Below are 14,131 nucleotides of genomic sequence, written 5' to 3' on the forward strand. Positions count from 1 at the left end.
CGCTCGAACTGACATGGCAGGCTTGGCGTCCATGACAAGAATTGCAGTGATCGGCGGCGGACGGATCGGCGAGGCGTTGATTGCGGGCCTGCTCGAGTCCGGCCACGCCGTGCGCGACCTCGTGGTCGCCGAGAAGTCCGAAGCCCGCGCCAACGAGATTGCGGGCGAATTCGGCGTGCTCACCACCACCGTCGCCGACGCATCCGAGGGTGCCGACGTGATCGTGCTGGCCGTCAAGCCGGGCGACGTCGAGACCGCGCTGACCGAGATCACCGAGATCGAGCTCGACGGTGAGCGCGAACAACTGATCGTCTCGCTGGCCGCAGGCGTTCCCACCGCGAAGTTCGAGCCCAAGCTCCCGGCAGGGTTCCCCGTCGTCCGGGTCATGCCCAACACCCCCATGCTCGTGGGGGAGGGCGTCAGCGTGCTGGCACCGGGCAAGTACGCCCGCGCCGAGCACCTCGAGCTCGTCCGTTCGATTCTCTCGGCCGTCGGCAAGGTGGTCGTGGTCAAAGAACATCAGCTCGACGCAGTGACGGCCGTGTCGGGTTCCGGGCCGGCCTATTTCTTCCTGGTGGCCGAGGCGATGATCGACGCGGGTGTGGGCCTGGGATTGACCCGCGAGGTGGCGTCGGCGCTCGTGGTTCAGACGATGGTGGGGTCGGGAGCGATGCTCGACCGGTCGGATCAGACCGCGAGTGAGCTCCGCTACGCGGTGACCTCGCCGGGCGGCACGACGGCCGTAGCGGTGCGCGAATTGGAGCGAAATGGCCTCCGAGCAGCGTTTTTCGATGCTCTCGCGGCCGCGAACTCCAGATCCATTGAGATGGGCATCACAGCAGATTGAAAAATCTTTTCCCCACTCCCGTCGCAGTAACCCCATCTGTCCCTATAGGCTCGGGGGCAGCACGTGCGTGTCTGTTCGGCAGGAGGGGAAGCCTGCCGCATGAGACGTGCCGGAGGTATGTGGATTGATGGCGTCTATAAACAAGCCGTCCAAGGGTTCGTCCCCGGACGGTCAACCGGCTCTGGCCGGAACGCAGTTCCTCACGGTCGCCGAAGTGGCGACGTTGATGAGGGTTTCGAAAATGACCGTGTACCGGCTGGTGCACGGCGGAGAATTGCCCGCTGTACGGGTGGGTCGATCTTTTCGTGTGCACGCCAAGGCGGTCCACGACTATCTCGAGACCTCGTACTTCGACGCAGGCTAGTAGTGCACGCGGGGCCGGTTTCGTAAGTTCCGGTTCACACCGGTAGGATTGGCGATTGTCGTGCCAGCCAGCCGGTGTGTAGCCGTGGGCGAGTACGTGGCCCCAGCGCCAGCTCGGTGACTGCAGCTCCAGGTTTCGGTCGTCAGGTAGGCGTACGCAAACGGCGTGCGCGAAAACGTTAGAGAAGAACGTGAGGACACCCGCATGGGTTCAGTGATCAAGAAGCGTCGCAAGCGCATGTCGAAGAAGAAGCACCGCAAGTTGCTTCGTCGTACCCGCGTGCAGCGTAGGAAACTCGGCAAGTAGTTCTGCCGGCATCTGTTGTGCGAGGAAGCCCGCCACCGTCCACGGTGGCGGGCTTCTTTCGTTCCCGTACGTGCCTGCGCTTCTCACCTCGCGCATGCCCACCGATCCAGTAGGCTTGCACCGGAGCCGATGTTGGGGGTGCGCAGTGAGTCCGAACGATCGTGGTGTTGCCGCGCCCCGAGTTGTCCTGGTGACCGGAGCGAGTCGATTCCTCGGCGGCTATCTGGTTACCCGACTGGCTCAGAATCCGCAGATCGAACGCGTGATCGCCGTCGATGCGAAATCGCCGAGCAAGGATCTTTTGCGGCGCATGGGCCGCGCCGAGTTCGTCCGCGCGGACATTCGGAACCCGTTGATCGGCAAAGTGATTCGTAATGCCGGTGTGGACACCGTCGTGCATGCCGCCACCGTCGCCAAGCCGCCCCGCTCCGGCGGTCGCGCCACGATGAAGGACCTCAACGTCATCGGCGCGATGCAGCTGTTCGCGGTGTGCCAGAAATCGCCGACGGTGGAGAAGGTGGTGCTGCGGTCGTCGTCCTCGGTGTACGGCTGCAGTGCCAAGGACCCGGTGAAGTTCACCGAGGAGATGAGTGCTCGACGCCCACCGAGCGGTGCGTATGCGCGGGACAGTATCGATATCGAGGGATACGTCCGCGGACTCGGCCGGCGGCGACCGGACATCGCCGTGTCGATCCTGAGAATGGCCCCGCTGATCGGGCCGCGGCTCAACGGCACGATCTCCCAGTACATGACCTCGCCGCTGATTCCGAGCATCATCGGCCGTGACGCGCGCATGCAACTGCTGCACGAGGAGGACGCCCTCGCCGCGCTCGAACGGGCCACCATAGGAGGGCCGTCGGGTACCTTCAACATCGGAGCCGACGGGACGATCATGCTCTCGCAAGCCATTCGTCGTGCCGGCCGAGTCCAGGTGCCGGTACCTTTTCCGCTGTTCAAGAGCGTCGGTCGTGCCCTCATGGGTGGCATGATGCGGGAGTTCACCACCGAGCAGCTCGACTATTTCCACTTCGGATGCGGCCTCGACACCATGCGGATGCGTTCGGTCCTCGGCTTCGATCCGCGGTGGACTACCGTTCAGGCATTCGACGATTTCGTCCGCGGCGCGGCACTGCGCCCGGTCATCAGAACCGAGTGGGTCGACGCTGTCGAGGATCGACTGGTCTCGGCCGTGGGCACCGGCGCGTCCGCGGCGCGGGCATTGGCGTCGCTCGGTGGCTCGGACGCACTCGATAGAGCGGACACGCTTCGTGGTCCGGAAACGGCACCGAGCTGGGGAGGAGACGGGTGAGTGTGGCCAAAGTGATTCCATTGCACGGCGGTCGCTCGGTCCGAGCGTCTGCGGGTTCGCGCGAACGGCACCCTTCCGCCTACGCCGATCCTCGTGAGCCGACACCGCTGCTCGATCCGGCTCCGGCCGACGCGTCGGGCGTGACGGCGGCGGTCCCGGCTCCGATCCTGTCGATGATCGACGACACCAAGACCGCCGTCGTCGACCAGATCTCCTCGGTCGCCGAGTTCGTGCGCAGGCGAATGGCCGGCGACTACAGCGTCGACGAATTCGGCTACGACCCGCATTTCGCGGACGCAGTATGGCTACCGCTCTTGCGGCCACTGTTCGACAAGTGGTTCCGCGTCGAAGTCAAAGGCATCGAGAACATTCCGTCCGATGGTGGTGCCCTCGTCGTCGCCAACCACGCCGGAGTCGTGCCCGTCGATGCGTTGATGACGTCGGTTGCCGTGCGCGACCACCATCCGGCTCACCGGCCGTTGAGAATGTTGGCCGCCGACATGGCATTCGAGATGCCCGGCGTCGGCACCATCGCCCGCAAGGCGGGGCACACGTTGGCGTGCAACCCCGACGCCGAGCGCCTGCTGCGTACCGGCGAGCTCGCCGCCGTGTTCCCCGAGGGATTCAAAGGCATCGGCAAGCCGTTCAGCGAGCGATACAAGCTGCAGCGATTCGGCCGCGGCGGGTTCGTCTCGGCGGCGTTGCGAACGGGCGCACCGATCATTCCGTGTTCCATCGTGGGCTCGGAAGAGATCTATCCGAAGATCGGCGACATCACGCCACTGGCGCGACTGATGGGCGTGCCCTACTTTCCGGTCACGCCGTTCTTTCCGCACCTCGGCCCACTGGGTCTGATCCCGTTGCCGTCCAAGTGGTACATCGAGTTCGGCAAACCGATCCACACCGACTCGTACGACGCCACCGCATTCGAGGATCCGATGGTGCTGTTCGAGCTGACCGACCATGTACGCGAAACCATTCAGCACACGCTGTACCGACTGCTTGCCAAGAGGCGCAACGTCTTCCTGGGATAGATCCTGGGGTTATCGTGTGGCAGTGCACATCCGCGACACGACGCCCGAAGACCTGCCGGAAATTCTCGACATCCACAACGATGCGGTCGCCAACACCACCGCCATCTGGGACGAGGATCAGGTCGATCTCGCCGATCGCACAGCGTGGTTCGAGGGCCGCGTCGCCGGGGGATACCCCGTTCTCACGGCCGAGGTCGACGGCCGGGTTGCCGGCTACGCGTCGTACGGCCAATGGCGGGTCAAAAGCGGCTACCGACATTCGGTGGAGCACTCGGTCTACATCCACCCGGATTTCTATCGTCGCGGCCTGGCCAGCGCATTGTTGAGCGAGCTGATCGAGCGGGCCACGGCAGGCGACGTGCACGTGCTGGTGGGGTTCATCGAATCCGAGAACACCACGTCGATCGCACTGCACGAGAAATTCGGGTTCGTCACCGTCGGACAGATGCCGCAGGTAGGCGTCAAGTTCGGTCGGTGGCTCGACCTGACGCTGATGCAGCTGACGGTCTGACCGCAGGGCTCGGTCCGAAGACAGGGGCCGGTCCGAAGACAGGTTCCGGTCCGAAGACAGGGGCCGGAGAGGTTACGCCCTGCGGCGGCCGATCACCGCGGCCAGTCCGCCGCCCACCGCACCCAATGCCAGCGCGGTCGGAACGCCGATTTTGGCGGCCTTGCGGCCGGTGCGATAGTCGCGGATCTCCCAGCCTCGATTTTTGGCCAGCTCACGTAGATCGGTATCGGGGTTGATCGCCACGGCCGTGCCGACGAGTGAGAGCATCGGAACGTCGTTGTGACTGTCCGAATATGCAGTGCAACGTTTGAGGTTCAGGCCCTCGCGAACAGCCAGTGAACGCACCGCGTGGGCCTTGCCGATGCCGTGCAGGATATCGCCGACGAGTCGGCCGGTGAATACTCCGTCCTTGCTCTCGGCGACGGTACCGAGCGCACCGGTCAGCCCCAATCGCTTGGCGATGATCTGAGCCAATTCCTGCGGAGTGGCCGTGACGAGCCACACTTGCTGGCCCGCGTCGAGGTGCATCTGAGCGAGAGCGCGAGTTCCGGCCCAGATCTTGTCGGCGATGACCTCGTCGTAGATTTCCTCGCCGAGCGTGGTCAGTTCGGAGGTGGGCCGGCCTTTGATGAACGACAGAGCCTTCTCGCGGCCACTGGCCACATCCTCGCTGCTCTCCTTGCCGCTGACCCTGAATTTCACTTGTTGCCAGGCGAATTGCGCCAGATCGCCGCTGGTGAAGTATTTGCGAGCGGCCAGCCCGCGAGCGAAGTGAATGATCGACGCACCTTGCACCATGGTGTTGTCCACGTCGAAGAACGCCGCAGCGGTCAGATCCCGAGGGATCGCACCCTCGTCCTCGACCTGCAATGCGAGGGCGGCATCGGCGCTGGCCTGGCCCGCAACGTTGGCGCGGACCTCGGCATCGGACGGACCGAACGGATTGCGAATCCTCCGAATGCGGCGCTTGAACTGCTTGTCCCCATGCGGATCGTCGGTCTCGACCAGATCGATATCGGGCGTGTCCTCGATCGGCAGGTCGCTGCCCCCGTCGCTCACTACATCCACCTCCCACTCGAGTACTGGGTGCAGCCTAGCCGTGGGCCCGACAGGTCCGGCAGGGGACAGCGCTCGCAGGCACCGTGCCCCGCCGTCACCCGGGCGCGCTCCGTGTGACGTTCGTCTCCATCGGACCCGTGCCACAGTGGTCGTATGCAGACGACTTCCCAGGGCGTGGCTCTTCTCACCCGCGCAGGTTGCCATTCGTGCGTCCACGCTCGCGAGGTGCTGACCGAGGTGTGCCGCGAATTCGACGTGGCGATGACGGTCGTCGACGTCGACGAGGCGGCAGCAGAATCGCCTGACCTGCGTGCGGAGTACGGGGACCGAGTGCCGGTGGTACTGCTCGACGGCATCGAACACAGTTACTGGGAGGTCGACGTGCCCCGATTGCGAGCAGATCTCGCCGAGGCAGGGCACCCTAAGAACGTGTGATCGGTCTCCGTGTGCAGGTGAGGGCCGGTATGCGCAACTTTGTTCATTCGTTCACAAGCAGTTACCGTGGAGTGAACAGCATTCGTGAAACAGACACGAACGCAGGATCAGCGTGAAGACCGGCATCGACGCCGTTCGGACGAGGAGCCCCAGACGTGACCGAAGAGCGCCCGTCGCCCAGCGGCGTAGAGCGGGTCATTCCTCAGGCTACGGTCACCCGTCTGGCGACGTACCTGCGGGTCCTGTCGATCCTCGCGGACGAGGGCGTTCTCATCGTCTCCAGTGAAGAACTGGCCACCGCAGCAGGCGTCGGATCGGCCAAACTGCGCAAAGATCTCTCGTTCCTCGGCCCCAACGGTGTCCGCGGTGTCGGCTACGACGTCGCCCGGCTACGCGCCAAGATCGAGAGCGCACTCGGCCTCGACCGCGGACATCGCGTCGTGCTGGCCGGGGTCGGCAACCTCGGACAGGCTCTGGCCGGGTACGGCGGCTTCGCGCGGCGCGGTTTCGCCATGGTCGGGCTTTTCGATCGCGATCCAGCGCGGGTGGGCACCGAGGTCGACGGACTGATCGTCCGGGACGTCGACGATCTCGAGAACGCCTGCCGTGAGCTCGAAGCGACCATCGGCGTCATCGCCACGCCCGACGAGGCCGTGCACGGTGTTGCCGAGAAGCTCGTCGCAGGCGGTGTCGAGTGCATCCTGAGCTTCTCCCCGATGGTGCTCGATGTGCCCGAACACATCGAGGTGCGACGAGTGGACCTGGCCGTGGAGATGCAGGTGCTCTCCTTCAACAGCTCGCGCAACGTGTCCGAATCGACTCGCGTATCCGCACCGACCATCGTCACCGCACCTCGTCCGCAACCGGTCTCACCGCCTCCTCTCACGTCCACGGCGCGCCTCGGCCGCAGTCACGGCCCACGTATCGCCGGCAATCCAAGCCCAGTCAACAGTTCGACAAGAAACGGATCGGTGATTGCACCGTGAGTGTCCTTCTCGTCGGGATATCGCACCGTAGCGCTCCCGTCGCAGTTCTCGAGCGTGTCGCCATCACCGATACCGATCGCCCGAAACTGACCGACAAACTGATGGCCAGCGGGAGCATTTCCGAGGTCATGGTGGTGTCGACGTGTAATCGCGTCGAAATCTATGCCGTCGTCGACGCGTTTCACGGTGCCTTGACCGCCGTCGGCGAAGTGCTCGGTGAACACTCCGGGCTCGAGATCGCGGACCTGACCAAGCACGCGTACGTCCGCTACAGCGAGGCCGCCGTGGAGCACCTGTTCGCGGTGGCCAGCGGCCTGGACTCGATGGTCATCGGTGAGCAGCAGATCCTCGGCCAGATCCGGTCGGCCTACGCCGCCTCGGACGGGCAGCAGGCGTCGGGCCGGGTGCTGCACGAACTGGCCCAGCAAGCCCTGCGCGTGGGCAAGCGCGTCCATAGCGAAACCGGAATCGACGCGGCCGGAGCCTCGGTTGTCTCCGTTGCCCTCGATCGCGCCGCCGATCTGTTCGACGGTTCCCTCGCAGGCCGAAAGGCCGTCGTGCTCGGAGCCGGAGCCATGGGCGGCCTCGCCGTAGCGCACCTCGGCCGCGCCGGAATCGGTGGCCTCACCGTCGTCAACCGCACCCGCGACCGAGCCGACCACCTGGCCGAGAACGCCGTCTCGAACGGCATTCCCGCCACCTCCGTCGCCCTCGAGAATCTGTCCGACGCGGTGGCCGAGGCAGACATCCTCATCACCTGTACCGGCGCCGTGGGTGCCGTGGTCACCATCGTCGATGCGCACCTCGCACTCGCTCGCCGCGATCGCGACCGGACTCTGGTGATCTGCGATCTCGGTCTGCCCCGCGACGTCGACGCCGCGGTGTCGCAGTTGCCCGGCATCACCGTCTTCGACATGGAATCCCTCCAGCGCGACCCCGCGGCCGGTGCTGCCGCGAACGACGCGTCGGCCGCCCGCGAGATCGTCTCCAGCGAACTCTCGGGTTACCTTGCCGGACAACGACTTGCCGAGGTCACCCCGACGGTGACGGCACTGCGTCAGCGCGCCGCCGAGGTGGTCGAAGGGGAATTGCTGCGTCTCGAGTCGAGGCTTCCCGGGCTCGATTCACCGCAGCGTGACGAAGTGGCCCGGACCGTGCGCCGCGTTGTGGACAAGCTGCTGCATTCGCCCACCGTGCGCGTGAAGCAGCTCGCCAGTACCCCGGGTGGGGATTCCTACGCCGCCGCGCTGCGTGAGTTGTTCGAGCTGAGCCCCGGTTCGGTCGATGCCGTGGCGACGCCGATGGAGATCGGCTCGTTGGGACTGGTCGACGACTTCACTGCCCGCCGCACCGACCTGCCTTCCGGCACCACCGGTCAGGAGCATTCGGAATGAGCGACATCGTCAAGATCGGCACACGCGGAAGCCTGCTCGCCACCACGCAGGCCGACACCGTTCGCGTTGCCCTCGCTGCAGCCGGAGTCGAGGCCGAGCTGGTGATCGTCAAAACCGCAGGCGATCTGTCGGCTGCTCCGGTGCAGACGATCGGCGTAGGCGTCTTCACCGCAGCACTGCGCGAGGCACTGGCAGACGGCACCGTCGACATCGCCGTGCACTCGTACAAGGATCTGCCCACGGCGGCCGACGAGCGGTTCACCATCGCCGCCATTCCGGCGCGTGAGGATCCCAGGGATGCCCTGGTCGCTCGCGACGGGTTGGTGCTCGGCGAACTACCGGCAGAGGCGAAGGTCGGTACGTCCGCACCGCGCCGGATCTCGCAATTGCGAGCTCTCGGACAGGGATTGGACGTCCGCCCGCTGCGCGGCAACCTCGACACCAGAATCGGGAAGGTGGCCTCGGGCGAGCTGGACGCCGTGGTCGTGGCCCGCGCCGGGCTGGCCCGCATCGGCCGACTCGACGTCGTCACCGAAGCGCTCGATCCGGTGCAGATGCTGCCGGCACCGGCCCAGGGTGCGCTGGCGGTCGAATGCCGCATTGCGGACACCGATCTCGTCAGCGCGATAGCCACTCTCGACGATGCACACTCGCGCGCAGCGGTCGCAGCCGAACGTGGCCTGCTCGCCGAGCTCGAAGCCGGCTGCACCGCGCCGGTGGGTGCGATCGCCGAGGTCGTCGAATCCATCGACGAGGACGGTCGCATCTTCGACGAACTGTCTTTGCGCGGTTGTGTTGCCGCCATCGACGGCAGCGACACCATCCGCGCGTCGATCGTCGGATCACCCGACCGCGCCGAGGAGCTGGGCCGTGAATTGGCTCGCGAACTGCTCGATCTCGGTGCGCGCGAACTTGTTTCAGTCACCGAACCAGCGCAGGCCGGTTCTCACGCACAGGGCGGATCTCATGTCTAGGGCCATAACAGCACCCGTCCGCGGACGCGCCAAACGCACGGCGACCCGTCCGGTCGTGCGAAGAGAGTCGATCGCCACCGCTCGACTGATTCCGAAACGGGGCGCGGCAACCCCGATAGAACTGCAGTACCCACACAAGACAGCACTGGAGAACAACCGATGAGCCCAGTCCGCAAGAACACCAACGGACGGATCCTGTTCGTGGGATCCGGGCCGGGTGACCCGGCGCTGCTCACCGTCCGGGCACGGGAAGTGCTCGGAGCAGCCGAACTCGCATTCACCGATCCCGACGTCGACAAGGGCGTTACCGCGCTCGTCGGTGCCGACGTCCCCCGGGACGCCGAGACCGGAGAGAACGGCGTCGAGGTGCGGCCGGCACTCGGTGAGCCCGCCGAGGTCGCCAAAACGCTTCTCGCCGAAGCCAAGAACGGTCACGACGTGGTTCGCCTGGTTTCCGGCGATCCACTGACGACCGATTCGGTGATCGCCGAGGTCAGTGCCGTCGCTCGGACTCACGTGCCGTTCGAGGTGCTCCCCGGCCTGCCTGCGGGATCTGCGGTGCCGAGCTACGCCGGTATGGCGCTGGGATCGGGTCACACCGAGGCCGACGTCCGCGGCGAAGTCGACTGGACGGCGCTGGCTGCTGCTCCGGGCCCGCTGGTGCTGCACGCGACGTCGGGTCACCTGGCCGAAACCGCCAGCGCCCTCGTCGAACACGGTCTGGCCCCGCAGACGCCTGCGGCGATCACCGTCCGAGGCACCACCCGTCAGCAGCGGACCGTCGAGGCAACCCTGGCCACCCTCAACGACGCCGGTTCCGAGCTCGTCGGTTCCCTCGTCGTCACTGTGGGCAAGGTCGTGTCGGGTCGAAACAAGATGTCCTGGTGGGAGTCTCGCGCACTGTACGGCTGGACCGTGCTGGTGCCGCGCACCAAGGACCAGGCCGGCGAGATGAGCGATCGCCTCGTCACCCACGGAGCCATTCCCATCGAGGTTCCGACCATCGCCGTCGAGCCCCCGCGGAGCCCCGCTCAGATGGAGCGCTCCGTCAAGGGCCTGGTCGACGGCCGCTACCAGTGGGTCGTGTTCACCTCCACCAACGCCGTGCGCGCAGTGTGGGAGAAGTTCGAGGAGTTCGGCCTGGACGCCCGTGCGTTCTCCGGCGTCAAGATCGCGTGTGTCGGTGAGGCAACCGCGGCGAAGGTGCGCTCGTTCGGCATCAACCCCGAACTCCTGCCGTCGGGGGAGCAGAGCTCGCTCGGACTGCTCGAAGACTTCCCGCCCTACGACGAGGTGTTCGACCCGGTCAACCGAGTTCTTCTGCCTCGCGCTGACATCGCGACCGAAACGCTCGCCGAAGGTCTACGCGAGCGCGGTTGGGAGATCGACGACGTCACCGCGTACCGCACCGTCCGGGCAGCGCCGCCCCCCGCCGAGACCCGCGAGATGATCAAGACCGGCGGATTCGACGCGGTGTGCTTCACCTCGAGCTCCACCGTCCGGAACCTGGTCGGTATCGCCGGAAAGCCGCATGCGCGCACCCTGGTTGCGTGCATCGGCCCCAAGACCGCCGAGACTGCCGTCGAATTCGGTCTGCGCGTGGACGTGCAGCCCGAATCGGCTCAGGTCGGACCGCTGGTCGAGGCGCTCGCCGAGCATGCGGCTCGTTTGCGGGCGGAGGGCGCGCTGCCCCCGCCGCGCAAGAAGTCACGTAGGCGCTGATCCGCCTCGTGCGCCTTTTGCATACCCAGGAGGACGCAAAAGGCGCACGAGCCGAACGAAGTGAGGCAGGTTCACCCGTGTTCCCCACAGACCGCCCCCGACGCCTGCGCCGCACCCCCGCGCTGCGTCGGCTCGTAGCCGAAACCTCTTTGGAGCCACGGCATCTGGTGCTGCCGATGTTCGTCGCCGACGGAATCGCCGAACCCCGGGCGATCAGCTCCATGCCCGGAGTGTTCCAGCACACGCTGGATTCGCTGAGCGCTGCCGCCGAGGAGGCCGTCACGGCAGGCGTCGGTGGGGTCATGTTGTTCGGGGTGCCCAAGCCCGAGGACAAGGACGAGAGCGGCTCGGGGGCAACCGATCCCGACGGAATCCTCAACCGCGGTCTGGCCCGGTTGAAAGCGGACCTCGGTGATTCGACGGTCATCATGGCCGACACGTGCCTGGACGAGTTCACCTCACACGGACATTGCGGTGTTCTGAGTGAGAACGGATCGATCGACAACGACGCCACCCTGCTGCGCTACGTGGACATGGCCGTCGCGCAGGCCGATGCCGGCGCGCATCTGCTCGGACCCAGCGGAATGATGGACGGACAGGTCGGTGCCATCCGCGCCGGACTCGACGCGGCCGGGCACGTCGAGGTGGGACAGCTGGCGTATTCGGCGAAGTACGCCTCGGCGTTCTACGGCCCGTTCCGCGAGGCCGTCGGGTCGTCGCTACAGGGAGACCGCCGCACGTATCAGCAGGACGGTGCCAATCGACGCGAGGCCACTCACGAGGTGGAGCTCGACCTCGCCGAGGGTGCCGACATGGTGATGGTCAAGCCGGCGATGTCCTATCTCGATATTCTTCGCGACGTCGCCGAGATGTCACCGGTTCCGGTTGCGGCGTATCAGATCTCCGGGGAATATGCCATGATCACCGCCGCGGCGCAGAACGGGTGGATCGATCGCGACGCCGCGGTGCTGGAATCACTCGTCGGCATTCGGCGTGCCGGTGCCGATGTAGTACTGACCTATTGGGCGACCGAAGTGGCAGGTTGGCTGTGAACGATTTTCCTCCGGGGAACAATCCGGACAGCAACGTACCGGGTAACCCACCGCCGCAACCGGATTGGCAGCGCTGGGAGCTCGAGCACGGTTTCCCGCAGTCGGGCCCGGAGCTCGAGCCGACGCCGCGCCCGGCACCCGTCGACATCGAGACATCCCGCCATCTGTGGTGGGCAGTGGCGTTGATCGGGGCGATCTCGGCTCTGTATTCGGTGTGGACGCTGTTCGGGGCACGTGCAGAATTCGCGCAGTCCCTGCTCGACGACCTCGCCGCTCAGGACGCGGCAGCAGACATGACCGTCGAGTCCACACAGTCGATGGTGACGGTGATGCTGGTCGTCACGGTGTTCATCGTGCTCGGCTTCGGGGCGTTGTTCCTGTTCTGGGTCAAGCGGATGCGCGCAGGCAAGATGTGGGCCCGGATGCTGCTCACCGTCATCGGATCGTTCACCGTGTTCACCACGGTCCTCGATCTGTTCGCCATTGCGTCGAGTACCGGTGCGGCGAACATCGTGATGAGCGTGCTCGGTATCGGCCAGGGTGTCCTCGCGGCCGGAGCGATCTATCTGATGCATCGACGTGAATCCAACGAATACTTCGTCGCGTCGAGAAAGCAGTAGTTTCGGGCGTGTTCTCGGTCGAGTCCCCGAGCATGTGACTAGCATCACCCGGGACAACAGATCGAGTGATCGGATTCGACATGGCAGAGAACATCCCTGCAGCAGTGAGCGTTGCGCAGCCGGACGTAGTACCGGTGGCCGATCGCGACACGTGTCCGGCCGAGAGCGGTCGGCCCGGTTGGGCGTTGCTCGGACTGCTGCTCGCTGTCTCGGCCGCCATCGCGATCATGGCGCTGGGGATTTCTGCAGGCTGAGCGCGTCGCGGCAGTACACGTCGATCGCTCTGCGGCAGTGTCGAAATTTCGCCGACGCAAACCCTGAGCCACCCTCGGTGGCAGGATGTCTGGCGTGAGCGCAGAAATGGACACACCGATCGTCCGGCCCCGTGTGGTGTCCGCGGCCTACTGGCTGTGGTTGGCTTCGGCGGTGCTGCTGATCGTCATCTGCATGATTGCACTGACGCTGCCCGCCGACCAGATTCGCGCATCGTTCAGCTCGGCAGAACAGGGCGATTCGTTCCTGACCGTGTTTCGCGGCCTCGGTGTGATCTCCGGACTGGTCGGATTGGCCGTCGGGCTGATGTCGAGTCACGTCCGCGGCGGTGACCGCAGGTTTCGGCGCGCGCTGGTGTCCCTGTCCGGGGCAGCCGCGATGATGCTGATCTTCGCCGGGCTGGTGTTCCCCTTCGTCCCGTTGGTGATCACCGTCGGGCTGATCATCGCAGCAGTTCTCGTCTACCGGCCGTCGGCGAGGGAATGGTTCCAACGTGAGCAGTGAGACCCCCACCCAAGATCCAGTACTGTTCCACGAGCCCGGTGGTCGGTGGCGGATGCTGGCCTGGGGGCCCGTGTTCTGCCTGGTGGTGTTGGCGGTCGAGATTGCGTCCGGTCCGGTGATCCACTGGTTCGCTCTCGTGCTGTTCTCGCTGATCCTCGTCGGTTTCACCTACGTTCAGTTGCGCGCTGCGCGGATGCACGTCAGTGTCGAACTCACCACGCGACAGCTACGGCAAGGCACCGAGACCGTCGACCTCGTCGACATCGACGACGTCTTTCCGCCGGCCGAGTACGCCGACGACGAATACGAGCCCAAGAGATGGGAGACCGCGCGAGTGCTCGGAGAACTCTCGGGTGTGCCCCGCAAGCGTCATGGCATCGGGCTGCGTCTGGTGGGCGGCGGATTGGTCCAGGCATGGGCGAAGGACGAGGACGGTTTGCGTTCGGCCCTCGAAACGGCCAAGCGGGAGTACCTGTGAGGAAGTTCCTCGGGTGGGCCGAGACAGCGGTGGCATTGCTCGCGGTGATCGGGGCCGTGGCCTGCTGGAATGCGGGAGTGCGAACCACCGAGTTTCCCGCAGTTCCCGATGTGTCGCCGGCGTATTCGGGGACGTTCTACTCGGGGTCCTGGGTCGCGCTGGGTGCCCTGGCCGTCATCGTTGCCGGTCTACTGCTCGTCGACGGAGTCCGTCGGGTCCTGACAGATCGAACACCCCCTACCGGGTAGGGGTATCATCGCTGG

The 14,131-nt window shown here is 65.7% G+C and carries 18 protein-coding genes; 17 read left to right on the plus strand and 1 reads right to left on the minus strand.

Going from position 1 to position 14,131, the window contains the following annotated elements; translation table 11 throughout:
* The first annotated feature begins 31 nt into the window (after positions 1–31).
* From proC to RHODMAR_RS09130, 6 genes are all read left to right on the plus strand, one after another.
* Complete coding sequence (gene proC, locus RHODMAR_RS09110; protein ID WP_042938543.1) at positions 32–847, plus strand: pyrroline-5-carboxylate reductase; 816 nt, start codon at positions 32–34, stop codon at positions 845–847.
* A gap of 127 nt (positions 848–974) precedes the next feature.
* The gene (locus tag RHODMAR_RS09115; RefSeq protein WP_008713658.1) at positions 975–1,211 is read left to right on the plus strand and encodes a helix-turn-helix domain-containing protein; all 237 of its coding nucleotides are present in this window, start codon (positions 975–977) and stop codon (positions 1,209–1,211) included.
* A 204-nt stretch (positions 1,212–1,415) separates the two neighbouring features.
* Positions 1,416–1,517, plus strand: a complete 102-nt coding sequence (locus RHODMAR_RS27480) for a 30S ribosomal protein bS22 (protein WP_003402602.1) — start codon at positions 1,416–1,418, stop codon at positions 1,515–1,517.
* A gap of 145 nt (positions 1,518–1,662) precedes the next feature.
* Complete coding sequence (locus tag RHODMAR_RS09120) at positions 1,663–2,826, plus strand: NAD-dependent epimerase/dehydratase family protein (protein WP_232433610.1); 1,164 nt, start codon at positions 1,663–1,665, stop codon at positions 2,824–2,826.
* Positions 2,823–3,860 carry a lysophospholipid acyltransferase family protein gene (locus RHODMAR_RS09125; protein ID WP_008713662.1) on the plus strand — a complete coding sequence of 346 codons (1,038 nt, stop codon included), beginning with the start codon at positions 2,823–2,825 and terminating at the stop codon, positions 3,858–3,860. Before RHODMAR_RS09120 ends, RHODMAR_RS09125 begins: the two co-directional genes overlap by 4 nt.
* 22 nt (positions 3,861–3,882) lie before the next feature.
* Positions 3,883–4,371 (plus strand): GNAT family N-acetyltransferase, encoded by a 489-nt coding sequence (locus tag RHODMAR_RS09130; protein WP_042938544.1) that lies wholly within the window; start codon positions 3,883–3,885, stop codon positions 4,369–4,371.
* Positions 4,372–4,443: 72 nt separating this feature from the next.
* On the opposite strand, the gene RHODMAR_RS09135 is transcribed toward RHODMAR_RS09130, so the two are convergent.
* Entirely contained in the window at positions 4,444–5,379 is a 936-nt protein-coding gene (locus RHODMAR_RS09135) for an HAD family hydrolase (protein ID WP_051047910.1), read from the minus strand.
* A gap of 204 nt (positions 5,380–5,583) precedes the next feature.
* On the opposite strand from RHODMAR_RS09135, the gene RHODMAR_RS09140 reads away from it, so the two are divergent.
* The 11 genes from RHODMAR_RS09140 (at position 5,584) to RHODMAR_RS09190 (ending at position 14,116) form a co-directional block, all read left to right on the plus strand.
* Positions 5,584–5,865, plus strand: coding sequence for a glutaredoxin family protein (locus RHODMAR_RS09140; RefSeq protein WP_008713667.1), 282 nt, complete (start codon positions 5,584–5,586; stop codon positions 5,863–5,865).
* 155 nt (positions 5,866–6,020) lie between these two features.
* The gene (locus RHODMAR_RS09145; protein ID WP_008713669.1) at positions 6,021–6,851 is read left to right on the plus strand and encodes a redox-sensing transcriptional repressor Rex; all 831 of its coding nucleotides are present in this window, start codon (positions 6,021–6,023) and stop codon (positions 6,849–6,851) included.
* Positions 6,848–8,245 (plus strand): glutamyl-tRNA reductase, encoded by a 1,398-nt coding sequence (locus RHODMAR_RS09150; RefSeq protein WP_008713671.1) that lies wholly within the window; start codon positions 6,848–6,850, stop codon positions 8,243–8,245. The genes RHODMAR_RS09145 and RHODMAR_RS09150 overlap by 4 nt, the downstream gene beginning before the upstream one ends.
* A 5-nt stretch (positions 8,246–8,250) precedes the next feature.
* A complete protein-coding gene (hemC, locus tag RHODMAR_RS09155; protein ID WP_086000248.1) occupies positions 8,251–9,219 on the plus strand; it encodes a hydroxymethylbilane synthase in 969 nt (322 codons plus the stop codon).
* A 159-nt stretch (positions 9,220–9,378) separates the two neighbouring features.
* A complete protein-coding gene (locus tag RHODMAR_RS09160; RefSeq protein WP_008713677.1) occupies positions 9,379–10,941 on the plus strand; it encodes a uroporphyrinogen-III synthase in 1,563 nt (520 codons plus the stop codon).
* A gap of 77 nt (positions 10,942–11,018) precedes the next feature.
* Complete coding sequence (gene hemB / locus RHODMAR_RS09165; RefSeq protein ID WP_008713678.1) at positions 11,019–11,993, plus strand: porphobilinogen synthase; 975 nt, start codon at positions 11,019–11,021, stop codon at positions 11,991–11,993.
* Entirely contained in the window at positions 11,990–12,613 is a 624-nt protein-coding gene (locus RHODMAR_RS09170) for a hypothetical protein (protein ID WP_008713680.1), read from the plus strand. The genes hemB and RHODMAR_RS09170 overlap by 4 nt, the downstream gene beginning before the upstream one ends.
* Before the next feature lie 80 nt (positions 12,614–12,693).
* Positions 12,694–12,867, plus strand: a complete 174-nt coding sequence (locus tag RHODMAR_RS09175) for a hypothetical protein (protein WP_157226037.1) — start codon at positions 12,694–12,696, stop codon at positions 12,865–12,867.
* Between the two features lie 94 nt (positions 12,868–12,961).
* Positions 12,962–13,390, plus strand: a complete 429-nt coding sequence (locus RHODMAR_RS09180) for a hypothetical protein (protein WP_008713683.1) — start codon at positions 12,962–12,964, stop codon at positions 13,388–13,390.
* A gap of 52 nt (positions 13,391–13,442) precedes the next feature.
* On the plus strand, positions 13,443–13,868 hold the full coding sequence (locus RHODMAR_RS09185; RefSeq protein WP_008713686.1) for a hypothetical protein: 426 nt from the start codon (positions 13,443–13,445) through the stop codon (positions 13,866–13,868).
* Entirely contained in the window at positions 13,865–14,116 is a 252-nt protein-coding gene (locus RHODMAR_RS09190) for a hypothetical protein (protein ID WP_008713689.1), read from the plus strand. Before RHODMAR_RS09185 ends, RHODMAR_RS09190 begins: the two co-directional genes overlap by 4 nt.
* The last annotated feature ends 15 nt before the right edge of the window (positions 14,117–14,131 follow it).

The organism is Rhodococcus sp. AW25M09 (assembly GCF_000333955.1).
Taxonomy (GTDB): Bacteria; Actinomycetota; Actinomycetes; order Mycobacteriales; family Mycobacteriaceae; genus Rhodococcoides.